Origin of the sequence: Kribbella sp. NBC_00662, from assembly GCF_041430295.1 — a bacterium.
GTDB lineage: Bacteria > Actinomycetota > Actinomycetes > Propionibacteriales > Kribbellaceae > Kribbella.
The window spans coordinates 901,079-923,080 of record NZ_CP109029.1 but is presented as its reverse complement, the minus strand read 5'-3'; the positions used below and the strand labels follow the sequence as shown (position 1 = coordinate 923,080).

The following is a 22,002-nucleotide window of genomic DNA, read 5'->3' as shown; positions in this document are numbered from 1 at the left end:
TGGTGAGTGTATCTGTTTACAGCATAGACAGTCTTGTGTATGGTCTGTGTATGGCGCACACAGTGTGCGGCATAAACAGATAGATCTTCGGAGGGGCGTCATGAGTAAGCCGGACCTCGCGGGACGCAAGGAATGGATCGCGCTCGGCGTGCTCGCGCTGCCGTTGCTGCTGGTCTCGATGGACGTCTCGGTGCTGTACTTCGCGGTCCCGTTCATCAGCGCGGACCTCGGCGTGTCGGCGACCGAGCAGCTGTGGATCTTCGACATCTACGGGTTCGTGCTGGCCGGCCTGTTGATCACCATGGGCTCGCTCGGCGACCGGATCGGCCGGCGCCGGCTGCTGATCTTCGGCGCGGTCGGCTTCGGGCTCGCCTCCGTCGCGGCGGCGTACGCGCAGAACCCCGAGCAGCTGATCGCGGCCCGCGCGATCCTCGGCATCGGCGGTGCGACCCTGATGCCGTCGACCCTGGCGCTGATCCGGAACATGTTCCACGACCCGAAGCAGCGGTCGAAGGCGATCGCGTTCTGGAGCGCGGTGATGATGGGCGGGATCACACTCGGGCCGGTGCTCGGCGGGTTCCTGCTGGAGCACTTCTGGTGGGGATCGGTGTTCCTGATCAACACCCCGGCGATGATCCTGCTGCTGGTCCTCGCGCCGATCCTGCTTCCCGAGTTCAAGACCCCTGCTGGTGGACGGTTCGACCTGCTGGGTTCGGTGCTGTCACTGGCCGCCGTGCTTCCAGTCATCTGGGGGATCAAGGAGATCGCGGCCAACGGGGCGTCGCCGCTGCCGGTGGTGGCGATCGTGGCCGGGCTGGTCTTCGGGGTGCTGTTCGTGCAGCGGCAGCGGACCGCGGCGTACCCGATGGTCGACCTGTCGATGTTCCGGAACCGGGCGTTCAGCGGGTCGCTGGCGGCCAACACCATCGGGACTCTGGCGCTGGTGGGGAACGCGGTGTTCCTGACTCAGTACCTGCAGTTGGTGCACGGGCTCAGCCCGCTGAAGGCGGCGCTGTGGTCGCTGGCTCCGTCGGTGCTGGTCGGTGGGGCGGCTCCGCTCGCCACTGCGCTGGCGAACAAGATGGATCGGGCGTACGTGATCGGTGGAGCGTTCGTGCTCGCGGCCTCCGGGTACGCCGTACTCACCCAGGTGCACGTCGACTCGTCGCTCGCAGTGCCGCTGGCCGGTGCGGGTCTGCTGGCCGCCGGTCTGGTGATGGTGATGACTCTGGTCACCGAGGCTGTCGTGGGCTCGGTCGCCCCGGAGCGCGCCGGCTCGGCGTCCGCGGTGATGGAGACCTGTTCGGAGTTCGGCGGCGCGCTCGGGATCGCAATCCTCGGCTCGATCGGCACTGCGGCGTACCGCTCCGACCTCCCGTCCTCACTGCCCGCCGGCGTCGCAGCCCCCGTCCGTGAGGGCCTCCCGGCCGCAACTGCCGCCGCAGCGCACCTCCCGGCTCAACTAGCCGACACCGCCCTCACCACCGCCCGCCACGCCTTCACCCACAGCATGAACGTGGTCGCCGTCGTCGGCACCCTCCTCCTCCTGGCCACCGCGATAACCGCCACCCTCACCCTCCGCAACACCACCCACGCAACCCCCACCCAAACCCCCGAACCAGCCGTTGAGGAGGCAGACCTAGCCCCGTCCCTCTGACCCACCCCACCCCGGCGGCCGGCGCACCCCAACCCGGCCGCCGCTCCACGTCCCAACCATCCCTTCCACCCTCGCGCGGCGACGGCTCCGCCCGCGAACGGGCCGTCGCGGGCTCGACTCAGCGGGGTGGGTGGCGGGGGTTGTTGCGGCGTTTGAAGAGGTTGCTGCGGTTGCGTTCCTCGGTTGGTTCTTCGGCCCAGGGAGATTGGTTCTGGGTGTCTTCGTCCTCGTCGGGTTGGCCGCTCCACCACCGGCCGGCAGGCGGCTCCGGGCGACTGCCGCGATCGGGACGACCGCCCGGCTCGGGACGGCCGCCCGACGAGGGACCGGCTGACGTGGGACCGGCTGACGTGGGACCCGATGTGGGAGCGGGATCATCCGACGGGCGTGCGTTCGACGGGTGACCATCCGATGACGGGCGACCGCTCGATGGGCGACTGTTCGACGGGTGATCGGGCGGCGGTTGGTCGCTGCGCCATTCGATGGTTGGTTCTTCTGCGGAGTCGGAGCGGCGGGCTCGGTTTGCGCGCTGTTCGGCGACGCTTGTGGTGAGGATCGTCCGTGTCGTGCTCTCCGGACGCCGACCGCCCGGCCTGCTGTCTGACGACCTGCTGTCCGACGGTCGGCTGTCCGGCCTGTCGTGCCCGTGCCCAGGACCCCGCGGGCCGGTCCGCGGTCCACCGAGACCGCCCGGGCGCAGCGGCCCAGCGGCGGGGCGGGCGGCCGGGCGCATCCGCAGTACGAGGAAGACCACGACCACCAGCACGCCCGCCAGGAACCCGAACCCGAGCCGCGGGATCAACGGCAGCACGATCCCGCAGCCGCCGCCGATCACCCACGCCAGCTGCAGCACGGTCTCCGAGCGCGCGAACACCGACGTACGCACGGACTCCGGCACGTCCCGCTGGATCATCGCGTCCAGCGACAGCTTCCCGAGTGAGCTGCACAACCCGGCCACCAGCCCGAGCGCGATCAGGATCGGCAGCCCGTAGAACACCGCCACAGCGACCGCCACGATCGCGTCCGCGAGCAGCACCGCCAGCACGACCGCTTCCGGTTTACGTGCCTTGAGCAACGACCCGAGCACGGTGCCGAGACTGTTCCCGAGCCCGGCCGCGGCGATCACCGCACCGGCCGCGACCGCGCCCTTCACCCCGCTGATCGGCTGGTCGCGCAGCAGGAACGCCAGATACATGGTCAGGAACCCGGACACGAACCGCAGTCCGAGGTTGCACCGGATGCCGCGTGAGACCGCGGACGTGATCGCCCGCCGGCGCGCATCACGTCCCGCCGTACCAGTGACCTCTTCGTCGGCCGGGGAGTCGACCGCACTCGGCAGGCGGATCGCGAGGATCAGGCCGACGATGTACACCAGCGCGGCCCACCGCAGCGACCACTGCGGGCCGATCGCGGCGAACGCGGCGGCGATCCCGGCGCCGATCGTCGCGCCGGCGACACCGGCCAGCGAGATGCGCGAGTTGGCTGTGACGAGCGTGATCTGCTTCGGGAGCAGACGCGGTACGGCGGAGGCGCGCGTGACGCCGTACGCCTTCGAGGCGACGAGGCAGCCGAGCGCGGCCGGGTACAACCAGGCGGATCCGTGGCCGGAGATCGACGACGCGAGACTCCAGACGAGGAACGCCCGTACGCCGAGTGTCGCGCCGATCGCCCATCGTCGGCCGTGCCGGAACCGGTCGAGGATCGGGCCGATCAGCGGGGCCATCAACGCGAACGGAGCCATCGTCAGCAGCAGGAACAACGCCACCCGGTCGCGCGCCTGGTCGCTCGGCACGGTGAAGAACACCGTCCCGGCAAGCGACACCGCGAACGCCGTGTCGCCGGCCGCGTTGACCGCGCCCAGTTCGATCAGCCGCGAAAGTCCCGACTCACCGGCGCCCTGAGCACTCGTCAGGCCGCGGATCCGACGTCCGGTCGCCCGCCCGACCTTCCCGCTGACCTCAGCCGCCTTCTTGGACGCCGACGCGACACCCTCCGCCCCGACCTTGGACGCATGCCCGACCTTCTTACTCGCAGACCCCACCCGCCCCCGAGCATCACCAAGCCGATCACCCGCCGACTTCGCCCCGGTTTCCTTGGAGCCGTTGCCGCTCTGACCGCTCATTCGTGAACCCCCCGAGCCACCTGCCCCCGCACCCCGCGCGTTCCCAGTGTGCTCCCGATCCGCGTCACCGCGCGGCCGACCGGCGGCGGGGTTTCCGTCGCGCGTGCCGCCGGAGCCGACGTTCGGGTCGTCGGAGTCGGGGGGATGCATGGAACCATCCTGCCTCGCGCCGGGGACAGAGCGCAGTCACCGCGCGTGCGAGCGGCCCGGACGTGGTTCGGCGGCGGTTCGGACGCGGTGGTTCGGCGTACTGCGAGGGCGGTTCGGCGCACTGCGACCGGCGTGCGAGAATGGGCGATTGTGACTCCCGTCAGAACTCCGGAACCGGTACGAGCCAAGCCCGACGCCGTCTGCGTCGCGGCGGTCGAACCGGCCCGCGAGGCTGCGATCGCCGAGGCCGGCGCCGCACAGGTCGGCGAGCACCTCGGTCATCTGGTCGAGGGTGAGCGCCTCGTCACCCACTACTTCGCCTCGACCCACCCCGGGTACCGCGGCTGGCGCTGGGCGGTCACCGTCACGCGCGCCTCCCGCGCCAAGAACGTCACGATCAACGAGGTCGTGATGCTGCCGGGTGACGTCGCGATCGTCGCGCCGGAGTGGGTCCCGTGGTCGGACCGTGTCCAGCCCGGCGACCTCCGCCCGGGCGACCTGTTCCCGACCGCTCCCGACGACCCGCGCCTCGAGCCTGGGTTCGCCGACACGTCGGATGCTCCTGAGGATGTCCTGACGGTGGTCGAGGAGCTCGGTCTCGGTCGCGAGCGGGTGCTGTCGCCGTTCGGGCGCGAGGAGGCGGCTGAGCGTTGGTACGCCGGTGACTTCGGCCCGACGTCGCCGATCGCCCAGGCCGTCCCGTACAAGTGCCACTCCTGCGGCTACTGGATCCGCCTCGCGGACAGCCTCGGCCAGGCCTTCGGCGTCTGCGCCAACGAGATGGCCCCCGGCGAGGCCCGCGTCGTCGCGTACGACTACGGCTGCGGCGCCCACTCCGACGCCACCATCGACATCTCCGAGCCGCCGACCCCCGACCACGCCTTCGACACCACCGGCTACGACACCCTCGAACTCACCGAGCCCGAGGTATCCGTAACCCCTCGCGCCGCCGAAGAACTCGCCGAGGACTAACTCCCGCTAGGACCGCGGCGCCTTCGGCGGAGGCGGTCAGCGCGGGCTGCGGGCGATTTGGAGCAACGTCTCGGCAGCTGGTGGTAGTGGGCGGTTCTTCGGCCAGATGGCGCGGAGTTTTCGATTCAGGTCGGCGCCGGTGAGGCGGATTTCGACGAGGTGGCCGAGGGCCAGGTCGTCCTCGACTGTTGCGGCGCTCAGGACGGCAGGGCCGATGCCGGCAGCTGCCGCGCTGCGGACTGCGGCGTTGACGTCGAGCACCATCAGTGGCTCCACCGGATGGAGACCGGCGCGGGCGAAGACCCGTTCCAGGGTCTCGCGGGTCCCTGAGCCCGGCTCGCGCACGATGAGCGGGGTGTCTGCGAGCTCGGCGAGTTGCACCGGCTGACGGCGTCGCGCCCACGGATGCGCCCGGGTGACCACGACGACGAGCCGGTCGGTGGCGACTGTTCGTGAGCTGAGTCCGTGCGGCACCGCGGGTCCCTCGACGAACCCGATGCTGATCTCGTGGCGTGCGGCCAATGTGGCGACCTGCTCGGAGTTGGTCACCTTCAGGCTGAGTTGTACACCGGGCGACTGCCGCTGGAGCTCGGCGACCCAGCCCGGCAGGAAGCTCTCGGCGAGCGTCATGCTGGTCGCCACTCGCAGATCACGTCCCCGCTCGGCGCGAAGAGCGGCCGCACCGGCCAACAGGTTCGCGGCCTCGGCCAGTACCTGTTCGGACCAGTGACACACCGCCTTGCCTTCAGTGGTCAGCGCCGAGCCACGCGTGTCACGCTCGGCAAGCTGTAGCCCGAGCCGGCGTTCCAGCATGCCGAGACGTTTGCTGGCGGCCGGCTGGCTGATCCGCATCCGCTCCGCGGCCTGGCCGAGGCTGCCCAGCTCGGCGACCAGCGTCAGCAACCGCAGGCTGTCGAGGTCCAGCGAAGTCTCGCTCATAACCATTCATTATGAGGAGTTACCGCTTTGGCGGGTACTCCCGTTCGCTGCTACCGGTGATGCTCGGTGGCAAGGCCGACAACCATGCGGGCCGTCACCGAACGAAGGGAAGCACCGACCATGTCGCATCACCTCGACACACCACTCGCCAGGCAGAACGGGCAGCTCTACATCGACGACCTCTACGTCTTCGCCGGGGACGACAGCACGGTGTTCGTCATGGACGTCAACTCGACGATCACCGGGGACGACGTCCAGCCGGGGTTCCACCACGAGGCCCGCTACGAGTTCAAGGTGCACGTCGACGACGCGGAGTTCGAGTCGCTCACTTACCGAATCTCCTTCGGCGAACACGATGCGGACGGCCGGCAGCCTCTTGCCGTGCATGTGCTGACCGGCGACGGGGCCCGGGAGGACAGCGCCGATGGAGAGCTTGTCCTTGAGGGCAGGACCGGCGATCCGGCCGAGGGGGCGGGGTTGCGGGTGTGGGCCGGCCGGATCCACGACTCGTTCTACATCGACCTCTCGCTGCTGGCCCGGGTGAACGCCGCCGTACACGACGGCACTGCGGTGGCCTTGTCCGGTTGGCGGCCCGAGGAAGCGCGTAACAGCTTCGCGGGTACCACTGTCGAGTCGATCGTGCTGGAGGTCTCGCACCAGCACCCGGTACTCACGCCGGGAGCGCGCACCGGTGTGTGGTGTACGACGAAGCTGGCGACCGACGCCGGAGGCTGGCGCCAGATCAACCGGGCCGGCAACCCGATGATGTGGCCGATCTTCTGGCCGGACGACACCCGCTTCACCTACCCGGCCAACACCCGCCACCCTTCGCAGGACTTCACCGCGGATGGCAAGAACCTGGCGGACAGGGTCGCCGCGGTGGTCGCAGCCAGCGGTACAGCGGCCGATTCACACGGCTACGGCGAGACGGTCGCCCGCGAACTGCTGCCCGACGTTCTCCCGTACGTCGTCGGCACACCGGCGAGCTTCGGATTCGCGACCCGCAACGGACGCGGTCTCGCCGACAACGCCCCGGAGCTCATGCTGTCGATGGTCGCCGGCACCGCCGTACCGTCCGGTCTGGACCCGTCGGCCAACGAGGACCTGCGCCGACCGGTCTTCCCGTACGTCGTCCCCGCCTGACCTCCGGATGCGGCAACTGGGACTGGCTGCACGTCAGGTTGCTGTGAATCTGAGGTCTGGGATGTCGGGCAGGTTGATGCCGTAGCGGGCATACACCTTCGTGGTGTTTTCGCCGGTCAGTTGGTGTTCGGAGTAGCCGAGGGTGGCGGCGACTTCTACGACGTGTTCGCGGGAGCGGCCTTCGATCTCGAGGTACGGCGGGATGTGGGGCCAGTGGTCGAGCTCGAGCTGGGCGCCGTCCAGCTCGAAGCTGGTACGCCGGTTCTCCTGGTAGGACTTGGGCTCGAAGCCGATCCGTCGTAGCAGTTCGGCCGTGGTCCCGAAGGAGTCCACCACTACCTCGGTCTCCGTCGTGCCGTCGATCCCGTCGTGGGCGATCTCCTTCATGGTCAGCGTCACCTCGGTCCCGCTGTCCCGCAACCGGATCCAGCGGGACTTGTCGCCCTCGGCAACGTCGTACACCAGCCGCCGCATCACCCGATCCGCAACCCGACGCCCACCCAGCCCAAGGATCTTCTCCGCAACAGCCGCCGGATCAACCTCCAGCACCTTCGCCTCGTACTCGACGGGCACCCCGGCTCTCCTCCGCTACGACGTTCACGTGGCGGCTCAGCCGCGGCCGTCAGGCCGTGTCGTTTTCAGTCCTCGGTGGCTGACCGGTGGCCGGCCTGGATGGCGGTCCAGCGGCGTTTGCAGTACCAGAGGCCGATCAGGCCCAGGCCGAAGCCGGCGACGGGGACCCAGAGCCACCAGTCGAGGCCGTTGTCCTCCAGACGGCCGCGGAAGATCAGCAGGACGACGAAGGCGACCGCCCACAGGGCGATGCCGGTGATGACGCTGGGGATGCCGGACAGGTCCAGCGGTTTGACCTCGGCGTGGACCAGCTCCCCACGCGCCAATTGGCTCGTCGGGTCGGTGCGCTTCTTCGGACCCTCCTGCTCCTCGCTCACCCCCACACCTTATAGGGCATGTCTCCCGACAGGCCCTACCCGCAACGGATTGATGTCAGTGCTCGCAACTGCCCGGTAGGACCTGGCACGATGCGGTCATGAGCTCGCCCCAGGCCTCGACGACCCGCTCCGGTTCCGGCCCTCTCGACTCGTACTTCAAGATCAGCGAACGCGGATCCACGCTCGGACGAGAGGTCCGCGGCGGACTGGTCACGTTCTTCACGATGGCCTACATCGTCGTGCTGAACCCGCTGATCATCGGCACCGTCAAGGACGGCGCCGGCCAATTCGTCGGTGGTGGCACCGACCCGGCGGCGGCGATCGCGAAGATCGCCGTCGCGACCGCGCTGGTGGCCGGCGTGGTCACGATCCTGATGGGCGTGGTCGCGAACTTCCCGCTCGCGCTCGCCACCGGGCTCGGCCTGAACGCGTTCATCGCGTTCTCGGTCGCGACCAAGATGACCTGGGCCGACGCGATGGGACTGGTCGTGCTCGAGGGCCTGATCATCCTGATCCTGGTGCTGACCGGGTTCCGCAAAGCCGTCTTCGAAGCGGTCCCGCTCCAGCTGAAGATCGCGATCAGCGTCGGCATCGGCCTGTTCATCGCATTCATCGGTGTGATCGACGCGGGCTTCGTACGCCGTCCCGCCGCGCCGACCGGTCCGCCGGTCGAACTGGGTGTCGGCGGCACGCTCCGCGGCTGGCCGGTGCTGGTGTTCGTGGTCGGCCTGATCCTGATCGTCACGCTGTACGCACGGAAGGTGAAGGGCGCGATCCTGATCGGCATCCTGGCCGCGACCGTGCTGTCGATCGTCATCGAGGCGATCGCGAACATCGGCGCCCGGACCGCGGACAACCCCGGCGGCTGGGGCCTGAGCGTGCCGAAGCTGCCGGACCAGTGGTTCACGAAACCGAACCTGGACACGATCGGCGAGTTCAGCCTGTTCGGCTCGTTCGAGAAGATCGGCGTGGTGTCGGCGATCCTGCTGATCTTCACGCTGATGCTGGCGGACTTCTTCGACACGATGGGCACGATGACCGCGATCGGCGCCGAGGCCGGCCTGCTCGACAAGGACGGCATCCCGCCGAACTCGCAGCGCATCCTGATCGTCGACAGCGTCGCGGCCGCGGCGGGTGGCGCGGCGAGCGTCTCCAGCAACACGTCGTACATCGAATCGGCGTCGGGTGTCGGTGAGGGCGCGCGGACCGGTCTGGCGAGCGTGGTGACCGGGATCTGCTTCCTGATCTCGATGGTGGTCGCGCCGCTCGTCACGCTCGTCCCGTACGAGGCGGCGACGCCGGCCCTGATCCTGGTCGGCTTCCTGATGATGACGCAGGTGAAGGGCATCGACTTCGACGACCTCGAGGTCGCGTTCCCGGCGTTCCTGACCATCATCCTGATGCCGTTCACGTACTCGATCTCGGCAGGTATCGGCGCCGGCTTCGTTTTCTACGTCATCCTGAAGTCCGTCCGGGGCAAGGCCCGCCAGGTGCACCCGCTGATGTGGGTCGTCGCCGCCCTCTTCGTCGTCTACTTCGCGATCGGCCCGCTGACCGACTGGCTCACCTGAGCGCGCTGATCGAGGTACTCGGCGCGGGTGACGAACAGCTCGCGCAGTTCGGTGGTCAGGCTCTCGAGGAAGTCGGCGCGGTAGGTCGCATCCGTCAGGAGCGCGATCGAGTAGTACAGGCCGGTGAAGGTTGCGATGCCGACGGCAACCTTCACCAGCGACGAGCTGATCACCACCGGGTGGTTCAGGATCACCAAAGTGCGGGACCACTCGCCGTGGTCGATGCCCCACTGCTGGTAGATGTGGTCGCTGATCGCGAGCATGCCGAAGGCAACGAAGAACAGGCCGACCCCGGCGCTGACGACAAGGACCTGCATCCATTGCCGGATCACCAGGCTGAGGCTGAGGTTCATCCGCTGGACCCGGCGCAGCGGCGGCCCGGAGCTGACGTCGCGCTCGATCGCTTCCAGTTCGCGCGGCAGCCGGAGCATCAGGAACAGGTTGCTGAGTACGGCGAAGCCGACCGCGAGGAAGACGACGAAGGCGACCGGCATGCCCGCGAACACCTGCCACGTGTCCGCGGTGATGAACAGCACCAGCGAGAAGATCAGCAGCAGCGGTAGCGCCCGGACCAGGCTGGCCACGGAGTTCGCCAGTTCACCCGCGAGCCGGCGCAGGCCCCACAGTGTCGTACCGACCAGGCCGTAGCCGACCACGGCGTACGCCAGGCCGACGAGCAGCAGGTTGCCGGCGGCAACTCCGAAGAACTGGCGCACCTGGCCGTCGGACACCACCGGCAGGGCGGCCGGCAGTAGTACGAAGACGGCCAGCTCGGGCGTGCCGAACCGCTTCGGCAGCGACCAGAAGGGCCGGCCGCGGAGCCGGTTCAGTACGCCGAACCCACCGATCAGGAACGCGAGGCCGCCGAGCGCCGCGAGCAGGTTCACCCAGAGTGGCCAGTTCAGCGAGATCGCACCGAGCATCTCGGCGAGGAACACCAGCACCAGCAGCGGTGTCGCCCGGGTGAAGATGTCGTGCGTCGGCGAGAAGTCCTCGATGAACAGCGGCAGCCCGGCCTGCCGGAACCGCTGCTCGTACCGCTCCAGCTCGGCGCTCATGACCCGGAACTCTAGCGGGCCGGGAATACCGGCGGGCGGTCGCGGGTTTTAGTTAGCAAAGGTAATGAGTTAAGGTAAAGACATGCCCGAAGTCGTAGCCCAGCAGGTGAAGAGTGACGTCGGGCTGGCCAGCGCCCTGCGGTCGTCGACGCTCAGGCTGTCCCGGCAGATCCGGCGCCAGCGTGAGCCCGGTCACGACCTCACCGCGAACCAGCTCAGCGTGCTCGGTGCGCTGTCCAAGCACGCGTCGATGACGATCGGCGAGCTGGCCTCCCACGAACAGGTGAAGCCGCCGTCGATGACGCGGATCGTGACGAACATGGAGGAGGCGGGTCTACTGATCCGCCGCCCGCACCCGACCGACAAACGTCAGATCGTCGTCGAGCTGACCGACCGCGCCGACGAGCTGATCCTGGCGAACCGCCGGCGCCGCGACGAGTGGCTGCAGACCAAGCTGAAGCAATTGACCCCCGAGGAGCGCGACATCCTGCGCAAGGCAGCACCTGTTCTCGAACGCCTGGCGGCCCAGTGAGCCCCACCTTCCGCGCGTTCAAAGTCCGTAACTTCCGTCTCTACGCCACCGGCGCGATCGTCTCGAACGTCGGCACCTGGATGCAGCGCGTCGCCCAGGACTGGCTGGTCCTGGAGCTGACCCACTCCGGTACGGCGCTCGGTATCGTCACCGGACTCCAGTTCCTGCCCGCCCTCCTGCTCGGCCCGTACGCCGGTCTGGTCGCGGATCGCTTCCCGAAGCGGACCGTGCTGACCGTCACCCAGATCGCGATGGCCAGCGTCGCCCTGACGCTCGGTGGCCTGACCATCGGCGGCGTCGTGCAGACCTGGCACGTCTACCTGCTGGCCCTGCTGTTCGGTGTCGGCACCGCGTTCGACGCCCCGACCCGGCAGTCGTTCGTCGTCGAGATGGTCGGCCGCGACGAGCTGTCCAACGCCGTCGGGCTGAACTCGGCCTCGTTCAACGCGGCCCGGCTGCTCGGCCCGGCCCTGGCCGGTCTGCTGATCAACTGGATCGGCACCGGTCCGGTGATCCTGATCAACGGCTTCACGTACGCCGCGGTGATCCTCTCGCTGCGGCTGATGCGGGTCTCCGAGCTGCACACCCCGAAGCCCGCCGGCCGCGAGAAGGGCATGATCCGCGACGGCATGCGCTACCTGTGGCGCCGGCCGGACCTGATGATGGTCCTGGTCGCGGTCTTCTTCGCCGGCACGTTCGGACTGAACTTCCAGCTCACCTCGGCGCTGATGGCGACGAGCGTGTTCCACAAGGGTGCAGGGGAGTACGGCATCCTCGGCTCGGTCCTCGCGATCGGCTCGCTGGCCGGTGCGCTGCTCGCCGCCCGCCGGGTCCGGATCCGGGCCCGCCTGGTGATCGGCGCCGCGCTGGCCTTCGGCATCGCCGAGATCGTCAGCGCCGTGATGCCGACGTACCTGACCTTCGCGCTGGTGCTCCCGATCGTCGGCCTGGCCTCGCTGACCATGCTGACCTCGGCGAACGCGACCATGCAGCTGAGCATCGAGCCGACCATGCGCGGCCGGGTGATGGCGCTGTACATGACGGTCCTGATGGGCGGTACGCCGATCGGCTCGCCGTTCATCGGCTGGATCGGGCAGGTGCTCGGCGCGCGGTACTCGCTGATCGTCGGTGGCGGACTGACCGTCCTCGGGACGGTCGCCTCGGTGCTGTACTTCTCCCGCCGTCGCGGTCTCGCGATCCGGCCGCGGTTGCTGCCGCGCCCGCACCTCGAGGTGCTGCCGCAGACCGAGCTGCTCGGCGACAAGGCGGTCCTCGAGACCGTCCCGCTCGACGACGAGCCTGCCGTCGCGAAGAAGCAGGACGTCGGACCGAGGGTCGCTTAGGGCCTGATCCGGGTCAGCAGCCGGGCCGCGAAGAACAAGGCGTCGACGTCGGCGCCGCCTGCGATGAGCATCGCCGCGGGGTCGTGCTTGGGCTTCGGGCGCTCGGCCGGTGTACCGGCCGTGGCGACCCGGAGGAAGCCGCGGGCGCCGAGCCGCCCCGGGGTCGGCGCCCATTCGACATCGATGATGTCGGCCAGCGGCACCGCCCACTGCGCGCCGAGGGCCTTCTTCTTCCGGCCTGCAGACCGCTTGTAGTCGAAGGTGAGCCGCCCGTTCGCCACCGTCAGCGTCGCATCCCGGCCCTCGACCCGGTCCGGCGCGACCGGTGGCGCGAGCAACCAGCGCGCCGAGGGCGTCGCCGGTACGTCGCGGCGGACGAGAGTGCTGCGGATGTCGCGGGCGATCTGCTCCGCGAGCGCGGTGTCGACCTCCGGGAAGCCGTACGGGTCCATCACGATCTCACTGCCGGTCACGGACCGGAGCGGGTCGGCGCCGTCGCGCAGTACGAGCTTGAGACCCGCCGGGCTGACCTCGACCGCCTGCAGCGCCTCGACCGGGAGGATCCGCTCGCCCAACCGGGTCCACAACGAGCTGGTGAGCGCATCGAGCTCGGCGCGCGTCCCGTCGTACCGGAGTCGGAGGATCCCGATGCCGTCCCAGACGACCGTGCCGTTCGTGCTCGTCAGCTCACCACTTCCCACCCTGCCATCCTCCCTGTTTCGCGGGTTCACCGCAGGTTCTTGTGCGTAAGCGCCACCACCCCCTTCGCACCTGCTTCATTCTTTTCTTCCCGTCGCCGAAGCCGACTTGTGCGTAACGCGCACAATGGGGTGTGACCCATTACGACTTGGTAGTCATCGGGACAGGCTCCGGCAACACGATCGTGAACCGGCGATTCGCGGACCGGAAGGTCGCGATCGTCGAGCGCGGCACCTTCGGCGGCACCTGCCTGAACGTCGGCTGCATCCCGACCAAGATGTTCGTCCACACCGCCGACGTCGCCGCGACCCCGTCGGAGAGCGCGCAGTACGGCGTCGACGAGCAGCTGCTCGGAGTCCGCTGGCGGGACGTCCGGGACCGGATCTTCGGCCGGATCGACCCGATCGCGGCAGGCGGGTCGGAGTACCGCCACCACAACCCGGACAACGCGAACGTCACCGTCTACGACGGGACCGGCCGGTTCACCGGGTTCAAGGAGCTGACGGTCGACAACAAGGACGGGTCGACGAGCGTGTTCAGCGCCGACCAGTTCGTGCTCGCCACCGGCAGCCGGCCGATCGTGCCGCCGATCCCAGGGCTCGAGGAGACCGGGTTCCACACCTCGAACACGATCATGCGACTCGACGAGCTGCCGCGCCGGCTGGCGATCATCGGCAGCGGTTTCGTCGCGGCCGAGTTCGCCCACGTGTTCGCGTCGTTCGGGGTCGAGGTGACGATCGTCGCCCGCTCGAACGTGCTGCTCCGGCACGAGGACGGCGAGCTCGCCTCGGCGTACACGAAGATCGCCCAGGAGCTGTACGACGTACGCCTGAACCACGAAACCGTCCGCGTGGCGCGCCGTGAGGACGGCTCGATCGCGCTCAAGATGCTGCACCCGGCCGGGGTCGACGAACTCGTCGTCGACGAGCTGCTGGTCGCGGTCGGCCGGGAGCCGAACTCGGACCTGCTGAACCTGGACGCCACCGGGGTCGAGGTCGACCGCGAGGCGCGGGTGGTCGTGGACAAGTACCAGCAGACCACTGTCGACGGCATCTACGCGCTCGGCGATGTGACCACTCCGCACCAGCTGAAGCACGTCGCCAACCACGAAGCGCGGGTGGTGAAGCACAACCTGCTCAACCCGGACAACCGGATCGAGTCCGACCACCGCTACGTGCCGCACGCCGTCTTCAGCGCGCCGCAGATCGCCTCCGTCGGCCTGACCGAGGAGGAGGCGAAGGAGCGCGGGATCCCTTATGTCAAAGCGGTTCAGCGGTACGCCGATATCGCGTACGGCTGGGCGATGGAGGACACGACCGGATTCGCGAAGATCCTGGCCGACCCGAAGACCGGGCAGATCATCGGCGCCCACATCATGGGGCCGCAGGCACCGACCGTGATCCAGCCGATCATCCAGGCGATGAGCTTCGAGCTGGACGCGTACTCGATGGCCCGCGGGCAGTACTGGATCCACCCGGCGATGCCCGAACTCGTCGAGAACGCCCTGCTGAAGCTGGAGCTACACCCGGAAGGCTGAGATCACCTCGGCGACCGTGTCGAGCGTCTCGAGGTCGGGCAGGCTGATCATCACCTCGGCCACACCCGCCTCGGACAGCTCGCGGAACCGCCCGATCTGATCGTCGACGGTGCCGGCGTTCACGGCTGCGGCGTACTTCGCGGGGTTCGCGTTCCGCGGCCGGAGCTTACGAATCAACAGCTCGAGATCCTCGTGGTTCTTGCCGACGAGTGTTGTCGAGAGGTGCGTCGCCTCGACCGGCCGGGAGGTGACCTCGCGGAGGTAGTCGACACGCTTGCGCACAGCAACCACATCGCCGAACACGTTGACCGCATCGGCGTAGCGGCCGGCCAGTCGGAGCGTTCGTTGGCCACTCCCACCGACGAGCACCGGCAGATGCTCCTGCAGCGGTCGCGGGTAGCACGTGGTGTCCGGTACGTCGAGAACCTTGCCGTGGAACGGTTTGTTGCCCGGACCCCATAGAACCGGGAGCAGCTGCAACGCGTCCTCGAGCATGGCGTACCGCTCACTCACCGACGGGAACGACCACCCGTAGGCCTTGTGCTCGGCCTCGAACCACGCGAGCCCGACGCCGCACACCGCCCGCCCACCACTCAAGACGTCGAGCGTCGCCGCGATCTTGCCGAGGTGGGCGACGTTCCGGTAGGTGATCCCGGAGACCAGGGTCCCGAGCCGCAGCCGCGTTGTGCAGGCAGCCAGATACCCCAGCGTCGTCCAGCTCTCCAGGAAGTCGTCCCACGCCCGCCCGACCTGCGGAATCTGCCGGAAATGATCCATCACGTAGATCGAGTCGAACCCCGCCGCCTCGGCCCGTTCCGCGACCTCCCGTACCCACGCAGCCATCCCCACCCGACCACCTGGATGGGTGTAACTGCTCAGCTGCAGCCCGAATCTCAGCCCGCTCGGCTTCTCGACCTGCCGTACGGCGGCCGCGCCCGCGTCCACGAATGCCTCGGGAACCACCCGAACAGCTGTCGGTTGCAGAAGCTGGTCGTACCCTTCGTCCGGCAACTCCTTCTTCACCGCCGACCACGACCTCAGCTGCGAGGTCAATGCATCGGCCGGGATCCGCTTCGACGTACGTTCCCGATTACGCCGCCTGCACTCGTCGGCCGGCGTGTCGAACCCCACCGCCACACAAGGCATCCCCGCCGCACGCGCCAGCCCCAGCCACGCCAGCCGTCGTTCCTTGTCCAGCCCCAGGGTGTCGATCACCGTCGTCAGCCGCCGCCCGATTCGTTGCCGCACCACCACATCCAGCAACGCGAACGCATCCGCACTGGCCGCGATATCGTCCTCACCCGCCCCGACCAGAGCCCGCAGCCGATCACTCGACACGATCAGCTCAGCGGAGAACCGCTCGGCCGCCCACGTCGACTTCCCCGACGCCCCCGGCCCGACCAGGATCACCACACACGGCGACGGCAGTTTGAGTTCCACACAAAGCAGTTTCCACCACCGATAGCATTTCGGGATGCGATTGTTCGTGGCCGTGGTGCCACCCATCGAAGTTGTGGAGGATCTGAACGAGTTCGTCGAGCCCCGGCGGGAGCATCCGGACGACGACATCCGGTGGGCCTCGGACCAGCACTGGCACATCACGCTGGCGTTCCTCGGCGACGTACCGGACTGGAAGACCGAGGAGCTCGAGGAGCGGCTGGAGGCGGCCGCGGGGCGGCAGAAGCCGTTCGAGTTGCAGCTGACCGGAGCCGGCGCGTTCCCCGGCGTACCGGACGCGCGGGTGCTGTACACCGGCGTCCGTGACGACACCGAATCGCTCAAGCATCTGTCGATGACCACGCGGTCGGCGGCGACGCGCGCCGGCGTCACCGTCGAGGGCCGGAAGTTCACCCCGCACGTCACGTTGGCCCGGTTGCGGCGACCGATCGACGTGACCCGCTGGGTCCGGATCTTCGACACCTACGAAGGTCCGGTCTGGACCGCCGGCAGCCTGCAGTTGATCGAATCCCGGCTCGGTGAGGGGCCGGGGCACAGTGCGGCGTACGACACAGTAGGCGAATGGGACTTCTTAGGTTAACCTCAGCAAGGTTAGCCGTACCTAATGCTATGGAAGTGTCGCCGCCATGCTCGCGAACTATCTGATCGGACTCCGTGAAGGACTCGAGGCTTCGCTGGTCGTCAGCATCCTCGCCACGTTCCTGGTCAAGTCGGGGCATCGAGATCGACTGAAACTGGTCTGGATCGGAGTCGCGTCGGCGCTCGCCGTCGCGGCCGTCGCCTGGGGTCTGCTCCAGTTCGTCACCGCGCTGACCGCGAAGTCGTTCACCACCCAGGAGACCGTCGGGGGGGTGATGTCGATCCTCGCGGTCGGCTTCGTCACCTGGATGATCTTCTGGATGCGCAAGGCGTCCCGCAGCATCGCCAAGGAACTGCGCGAGCGGATGGGCCAGGCCCTCGAGGTCGGCTCCCGCGCGGTCGTCATCCTCGCGTTCCTGGCGGTGTTCCGGGAGAGCATCGAGACCGCGTTCATCGTGTACGCGTCGGCCGCCACCGCGACCACCGCCGTACCGCTGATCGGCGTCCTGCTCGGCCTCGGTACGTCGGTGCTGCTGGGGATCGCGATCTACAAGGGCGCGGTGAAGATCAACCTGGCCGTCTTCTTCAAGTGGACCGGCGCGGTGCTGATCCTGGTCGCGGCCGGCATCTTCGCGTACGGGTTCCACGACCTGCAGGAGGCGGGCATCCTGCCCGGCCTGCAGCATCTGGCCTTCGACATCTCGCACGTGGTCCCGCCGGACAGCTGGTACGGCGTACTGCTCAAGGGCATCTTCAACTTCAACCCGACCCCGACCGTGCTCGAGGCAACCGCGTGGGTCGTCTATCTGGTCCCGGTGATGGTGCTCTACTTCCGTCCGGTGAAGAGCGCCACGCCGCCCGCCGTACCGGCGGCCAAGACCGCCGGCGAAGCGGCCTGATCCACCCCTCACATCCCCGCTCAGGAGAACCATGTCCAGCTCATTGCCCCGTCGGGCCGCCGTCCTCGGCGTCGTCATCGGTATCGCCGCGCTGACCGCGTGCGCGAAGGACGAGCCCGCTGCGAAGGACGACGGCACCGGCCCGGTCTCGGTGAAGGCGTCCGACTCGGCCTGTGACCTGAGCCGCCGCGACGTGAAGTCCGGCACCAGCACGTTCTCGGTCTCCAACGGCGGCAGCAAGATCACCGAGTTCTACGTGTACGCCGAGGGCGACCGGGTGATGGGCGAGGTCGAGAACATCGGCCCGGGGCTGAAGCGGGACCTGATCGTCGAGCTGCCGACCGGCAAGTACCAGGCGGTCTGCAAGCCGGGCATGGTCGGCGACGGCATCCGCGGCGACCTCACCGTCACCGGCAACGCGCCCGCGCAGGTCGACACCGACACCGAGCTCAAGCAGGCGACTTCGAGCTACCAGCGGTACGTGAACTCGCAGGCGGTGGCGCTCGAGCAGAAGACCACCGAGTTCGTCACCGCGGTGAAGGCCGGCGATGTCGCCAAGGCGAAGGCGCTGTTCCCGGTGTCGCGGACGTACTGGGAGCGGATCGAGCCGGTCGCGGAGTCCTTCGGCGACCTGGACCCGAAGATCGATGCCCGCGTCAACGACGTCGAGCCGGGCACCGAGTGGACCGGGTACCACCGGATCGAGCAGGCGCTGTGGGTCTCCAACAGCACCAAGGGCATGGACAAGTACGCCGACCAGCTGCTGACCGACGTGAAGACGGTGGTCGCGAAGGCGAAGGTCGTGAAGCTGACTCCGCTACAGCTGGCCAACGGCGCGAAGGAACTCCTCGACGAGGTCGCGACCGGCAAGGTCACCGGCGAGGAGGACCGCTACTCGCACACCGACCTGTGGGACTTCCAGGCGAACGTCGAGGGTTCACAGGCCGCGGTCCAGGCGCTCCGCCCGGCGCTCCAGTCGCGGGACGCGGCGCTGGTGGCGCAGCTGGACACGAACTTCAAGGCGGTCTTCGCGTCGCTGGACAAGTACCGCGACGGCGACGGCTTCAAGCCGTACACGGCCTCCGAAGCAGAGAAGAAGGCCCTCGGCGCAGTGGTCGACGGCCTGGCCGAGCCGGTGAGCAAGGTCGCAGGAGTGATCGCACAGAAATGACCGACGAACCCACACCCCCATCCGAGAACCCGCGGCGGGGCTTCTCGCGGCGCGGACTCTTCGGCGCAGCGGGTGCTGCCGTGGCAACCGGCGTCGCCGGTTATGCGGTGCGCTCGGCGGTCTCCACCCAGCCGTCGCAGGCTGCCGACACCAACGGACCGGTTGAGTTCCACGGGCCGCACCAAGCCGGGATCACCACCCCGGTGCAAGATCGGTTGCACTTCGCCGCGTTCGACGTGACGACCACGAGCCGCGACGACCTGATCGCATTGCTGAAGGAGTGGACCGCCGCGGCCGCGCTCCTGACGGCCGGGCGTGACATCGGTCAGTACGGCGCGGTGAACGGCCCGGACGAGGCCCCGCCCGAGGACACCGGCGAGGCGGTCGGGCTGCCGCCGGCGCGGTTGACGCTGACCGTCGGGTTCGGGCCGACCCTGTTCGACAAGCGGTTCGGCCTGGCTGCGAAGCGCCCCAAGGCATTGGTCGACCTGCCGCACTTCATCGGCGACGACCTCGACCCGACACGCTCGTACGGCGACATCGCCGTACAGGCCTGCTCCGACGACCCCCAGGTCGCAGTACACGCGATCCGCAACCTGGCCCGGATCGGCTTCGGGCGCGTCGCCGTACGGTATTCGCAGCTGGGCTTCGGCCGTACGTCGTCCACGTCGCGTGCCCAGTCGACGCCGCGCAACCTGTTCGGCTTCAAGGACGGCACCAACAACCTCAAGCTCGAGGACGCCGACAAGCTCGAGCAGCAGCTGTGGGTCCAGCCCGAGGACGGCCCCGACTGGATGGTCGGTGGCTCTTACCTGGTCTCGCGCCGGATCCGGATGAACATCGAGATCTGGGACCGTACGTCGCTCGGCGAGCAGGAAGGCATCATCGGCCGCGGCAAAGGCACCGGCGCCCCACTCGGCAAGGCCGACGAGTTCGACACCCTCGACTTCAACGCCAAGCAGGCCGACGGACGGCCGAAGATCCCGGTCGACTCACACGTCCGGCTCGCCCACCCGACGTTCAACCAGGGCGCCGAACTCCTCCGCCGCGGCTACAACTTCGTCGACGGCTCGGACGGCCTGGGCCGCCTCGACGCCGGCCTCTTCTTCCTCGCCTACCAGCGAGACCCCCGCAAACAGTTCATCCCGATCCAGAACCAGCTCGCCAAGAACGACACGATGAACGAGTACATCCACCACGTAGGCTCCGGCATCTTCGCCTGCCCACCTGGCGTCACCCCCGGCACCTACTGGGGCGAAAAACTCTTCAGCTAGCGGGCGGACTCCCCGCACTGACCAACCTCCCCCTGTCGACCTGTTCGCCTCGCTCGGTGAGCGGTAGAAGTCTTGCCAGGCGGAGGTTGGTCAGTGACGGACGTCCGCTACTTGACGGCGCCCGCGGTGACGCCGGCGACGAAGTGGCGTTGGGCGAGGAGGAAGCCGATAACTACTGGGACGCTGACGACCAGGGCAGCGGCCATGATCTGGTTCCAGTAGATGTTGGTCTGGGTGGAGTACTGGCGGAGGCCGACGGAGAGCGTGCGGTTGGCTTCGGTGGTCATGACCGAGGCGAACAGGACCTCGCCCCACGCGGTCATGAACGAGTAGATCGCGACCGCGATCACGCCGGGCCGTGCGGCCGGGAGTACGACGCGCCACAGCGCGCCCATCGGTCCGCAGCCGTCGACCAGGGCGGCCTCGTCGAGCTCGCGCGGGATGCTGTCGAAGTACCCGGCCAGCATCCAGATCGAGAACGGCAGGCTGAACGTCAGGTACGTGATGATCAACCCGAGCCGCGTCCCGACCAGCTGCAGCCCGAACGAGTTGTTGATGTTCACGAAGATCAGGAACAACGGCAGCAGGAACAGCACACCCGGGAACATCTGCGTCGACAGCACGGTCGTCGTGAACGCCGTCCGCCCTCGGAACCGGAAGCGCGACACCGCGAACGCAGCGAGGATCGCGATCGCCACCGAGAACACCGTCGCCGACACGGAGACGATCGTGCTGTTCACGAAGTACCGGGCCAGCGGCACCGTCTTCCACATGTCCACGAACGGCGTCAGCGTCAGGTTCGACGGCCACCAGGAGAACGCGCCCTGCACGTCCTTCAGCGGCTTCAGCGACGACGTGATCATCACGTACAGCGGGACGAGCACGAACAGGCCGAGTACGGTCAGCACGACTCCGCGGTAGATCTTGAAACCCTGGGTCTCACGCACGACGCGACCTCCTTCCGGTGACGAGCAGATACGCGCCGGTGACGATCATCAGGAAGATCAGCAGCAGTACGGACATCGCCGCACCGGTGCCGAAGTTCCAGGTCAGGAACGACGCGTTGTAGATGTGGAACGTGATCAGGTCACCGGCCGGCGGCTGCGCCGTACCGAACAGCACGTACGGCGTGTTGAAGTCGCTGAACGTCCACAGGAACAGGACGAGCACCAGCACCAGGTTGACCGGCCGCAGCGACGGCAGCGTGATGTTGCGCCATTGCCGAATGTTGCCGGCGCCGTCGACCGACGCCGCCTCGTACAGGTCGCCCGGGATGCTCTGCAGGCCGGCCATCAGCGTGAGGAACGCGAACGTCCACAGCTTCCAGGTCGCGACCGTGATCAGCGAGACCAGCGCGTTGCTGCCGATCAGCCAGAACGTCCGGCCGTCGCTGAGATGCAGCTGGTTCAGCACGTGGTTCACGGCACCGGTGTCGCGCTGGAGCATGAAGTTCCAGGTCAGGATCCCGGCGTACGCCGGGAGCGCGTACGGCACCAGGAAGAAGGTCCGGATGATGCCGCGACCGCGGAACGGCGGCTGCAGCGCGACCGCGGCCGCCATCCCGAGCACCCAGGACAGCGCGACCGTGATCAGCGAGAAGGCGACGGTGACGCCGAAGGACTTCAGCAGGCCCTCACCGACCGCGTTGTTGAAGTCCAGCGCGACCTTGTAGTTGTTGAGCCCGGCGCTGGGCGCCGCGGACCAGTTCGCGATGAAGAACTTGGTCAGCTTGATGAAACTCATCCAGATGCCGACCACCATCGGGATGATGTGGATCAGCAGTTCGGCCAGCACGGCCGGCGCCAGCAGCAGATACGGCAGCCAGCGGTTCAGGCCGGGCCGGTGTTCGGGGCCGCGCCTGGTCTTCTTCTTCGCAGGCTTCGCGGCGGCCGGCGTCGCTTCCTGTGTGGCGACGGACATCGACTGGTCGCCTCCTGTCTGTCGGATC

20 protein-coding genes are annotated in these 22,002 nt (G+C 68.2%); 11 read left to right on the top strand and 9 right to left on the bottom strand.

The annotated features are described in order from the left end of the window. Positions 1-100: 100 nt before the first annotated feature. Positions 101-1,657: an MFS transporter gene (locus OHA10_RS04675; protein WP_371404949.1), complete on the top strand. Its 1,557-nt coding sequence runs from the start codon at positions 101-103 to the stop codon at positions 1,655-1,657. A 118-nt stretch (positions 1,658-1,775) separates the two neighbouring features. Here the strand turns inward: OHA10_RS04675 and OHA10_RS04670 are convergent, their stop codons facing one another. After that, positions 1,776-3,779 carry an MFS transporter gene (locus OHA10_RS04670; RefSeq protein ID WP_371404948.1) on the bottom strand — a complete coding sequence of 668 codons (2,004 nt, stop codon included), beginning with the start codon at positions 3,777-3,779 and terminating at the stop codon, positions 1,776-1,778. 300 nt (positions 3,780-4,079) lie between these two features. On the opposite strand from OHA10_RS04670, the gene OHA10_RS04665 reads away from it, so the two are divergent. Then, positions 4,080-4,901 (top strand): DUF3027 domain-containing protein, encoded by an 822-nt coding sequence (locus OHA10_RS04665; RefSeq protein ID WP_371404947.1) that lies wholly within the window; start codon positions 4,080-4,082, stop codon positions 4,899-4,901. A 36-nt stretch (positions 4,902-4,937) separates the two neighbouring features. Here the strand turns inward: OHA10_RS04665 and OHA10_RS04660 are convergent, their stop codons facing one another. Next, positions 4,938-5,840, bottom strand: coding sequence for a LysR family transcriptional regulator (locus OHA10_RS04660; protein ID WP_371404946.1), 903 nt, complete (start codon positions 5,838-5,840; stop codon positions 4,938-4,940). Between the two features lie 120 nt (positions 5,841-5,960). Between OHA10_RS04660 and OHA10_RS04655 the strand changes: the two genes are divergently transcribed. Next, a complete protein-coding gene (locus tag OHA10_RS04655) occupies positions 5,961-6,983 on the top strand; it encodes a DUF4331 family protein (protein WP_371404945.1) in 1,023 nt (340 codons plus the stop codon). A 33-nt stretch (positions 6,984-7,016) separates the two neighbouring features. Here the strand turns inward: OHA10_RS04655 and OHA10_RS04650 are convergent, their stop codons facing one another. Both OHA10_RS04650 and OHA10_RS04645 read right to left on the bottom strand, forming a co-directional pair. Continuing rightward, on the bottom strand, positions 7,017-7,556 hold the full coding sequence (locus tag OHA10_RS04650) for a class IV adenylate cyclase (RefSeq protein WP_371404944.1): 540 nt from the start codon (positions 7,554-7,556) through the stop codon (positions 7,017-7,019). A 65-nt stretch (positions 7,557-7,621) separates the two neighbouring features. Beyond that, positions 7,622-7,933 carry a DUF2530 domain-containing protein gene (locus OHA10_RS04645; RefSeq protein ID WP_371404943.1) on the bottom strand — a complete coding sequence of 104 codons (312 nt, stop codon included), beginning with the start codon at positions 7,931-7,933 and terminating at the stop codon, positions 7,622-7,624. 98 nt (positions 7,934-8,031) lie between these two features. Here OHA10_RS04645 and OHA10_RS04640 point away from each other — a divergent pair, with 98 nt between their 5' ends. Beyond that, positions 8,032-9,504, top strand: a complete 1,473-nt coding sequence (locus OHA10_RS04640) for an NCS2 family permease (RefSeq protein WP_371404942.1) — start codon at positions 8,032-8,034, stop codon at positions 9,502-9,504. Here the strand turns inward: OHA10_RS04640 and OHA10_RS04635 are convergent. After that, positions 9,465-10,562, bottom strand: coding sequence for a hypothetical protein (locus tag OHA10_RS04635; protein ID WP_371404941.1), 1,098 nt, complete (start codon positions 10,560-10,562; stop codon positions 9,465-9,467). The two genes, OHA10_RS04640 and OHA10_RS04635, sit on opposite strands and share 40 nt — an antisense overlap. A gap of 82 nt (positions 10,563-10,644) precedes the next feature. Here OHA10_RS04635 and OHA10_RS04630 point away from each other — a divergent pair, with 82 nt between their 5' ends. Beyond that, a complete protein-coding gene (locus OHA10_RS04630) occupies positions 10,645-11,094 on the top strand; it encodes a MarR family winged helix-turn-helix transcriptional regulator (RefSeq protein ID WP_371404940.1) in 450 nt (149 codons plus the stop codon). Further along, entirely contained in the window at positions 11,091-12,437 is a 1,347-nt protein-coding gene (locus OHA10_RS04625) for an MFS transporter (protein ID WP_371404939.1), read from the top strand. Before OHA10_RS04630 ends, OHA10_RS04625 begins: the two co-directional genes overlap by 4 nt. On the opposite strand, the gene OHA10_RS04620 is transcribed toward OHA10_RS04625, so the two are convergent. Beyond that, positions 12,434-13,138 carry a DUF4429 domain-containing protein gene (locus tag OHA10_RS04620; protein WP_371404938.1) on the bottom strand — a complete coding sequence of 235 codons (705 nt, stop codon included), beginning with the start codon at positions 13,136-13,138 and terminating at the stop codon, positions 12,434-12,436. The two genes, OHA10_RS04625 and OHA10_RS04620, sit on opposite strands and share 4 nt — an antisense overlap. A 131-nt stretch (positions 13,139-13,269) precedes the next feature. On the opposite strand from OHA10_RS04620, the gene OHA10_RS04615 reads away from it, so the two are divergent. Beyond that, positions 13,270-14,673, top strand: coding sequence for a mycothione reductase (locus tag OHA10_RS04615; protein ID WP_371404937.1), 1,404 nt, complete (start codon positions 13,270-13,272; stop codon positions 14,671-14,673). Here the strand turns inward: OHA10_RS04615 and OHA10_RS04610 are convergent. Continuing rightward, entirely contained in the window at positions 14,656-16,113 is a 1,458-nt protein-coding gene (locus tag OHA10_RS04610; protein ID WP_371404936.1) for an LLM class flavin-dependent oxidoreductase, read from the bottom strand. The genes OHA10_RS04615 and OHA10_RS04610 overlap by 18 nt on opposite strands. 34 nt (positions 16,114-16,147) lie before the next feature. Between OHA10_RS04610 and thpR the strand changes: the two genes are divergently transcribed. The 4 genes from thpR to efeB are packed head-to-tail and all read left to right on the top strand — an operon-like array spanning position 16,148 to position 20,054. After that, complete coding sequence (gene thpR, locus OHA10_RS04605) at positions 16,148-16,711, top strand: RNA 2',3'-cyclic phosphodiesterase (protein ID WP_371404935.1); 564 nt, start codon at positions 16,148-16,150, stop codon at positions 16,709-16,711. A gap of 46 nt (positions 16,712-16,757) precedes the next feature. Beyond that, complete coding sequence (gene efeU / locus OHA10_RS04600; protein WP_371404934.1) at positions 16,758-17,609, top strand: iron uptake transporter permease EfeU; 852 nt, start codon at positions 16,758-16,760, stop codon at positions 17,607-17,609. Between the two features lie 31 nt (positions 17,610-17,640). Next, on the top strand, positions 17,641-18,780 hold the full coding sequence (gene efeO, locus OHA10_RS04595) for an iron uptake system protein EfeO (RefSeq protein WP_371404933.1): 1,140 nt from the start codon (positions 17,641-17,643) through the stop codon (positions 18,778-18,780). Continuing rightward, entirely contained in the window at positions 18,777-20,054 is a 1,278-nt protein-coding gene (efeB, locus tag OHA10_RS04590) for an iron uptake transporter deferrochelatase/peroxidase subunit (RefSeq protein WP_371404932.1), read from the top strand. The genes efeO and efeB overlap by 4 nt, the downstream gene beginning before the upstream one ends. A gap of 107 nt (positions 20,055-20,161) precedes the next feature. Here the strand turns inward: efeB and OHA10_RS04585 are convergent, their stop codons facing one another. After that, positions 20,162-21,001 carry a carbohydrate ABC transporter permease gene (locus OHA10_RS04585; protein WP_371404931.1) on the bottom strand — a complete coding sequence of 280 codons (840 nt, stop codon included), beginning with the start codon at positions 20,999-21,001 and terminating at the stop codon, positions 20,162-20,164. Next, entirely contained in the window at positions 20,994-21,974 is a 981-nt protein-coding gene (locus OHA10_RS04580; RefSeq protein WP_371404930.1) for a carbohydrate ABC transporter permease, read from the bottom strand. The genes OHA10_RS04585 and OHA10_RS04580 overlap by 8 nt, the downstream gene beginning before the upstream one ends. Between the last annotated feature and the right edge of the window lie 28 nt (positions 21,975-22,002).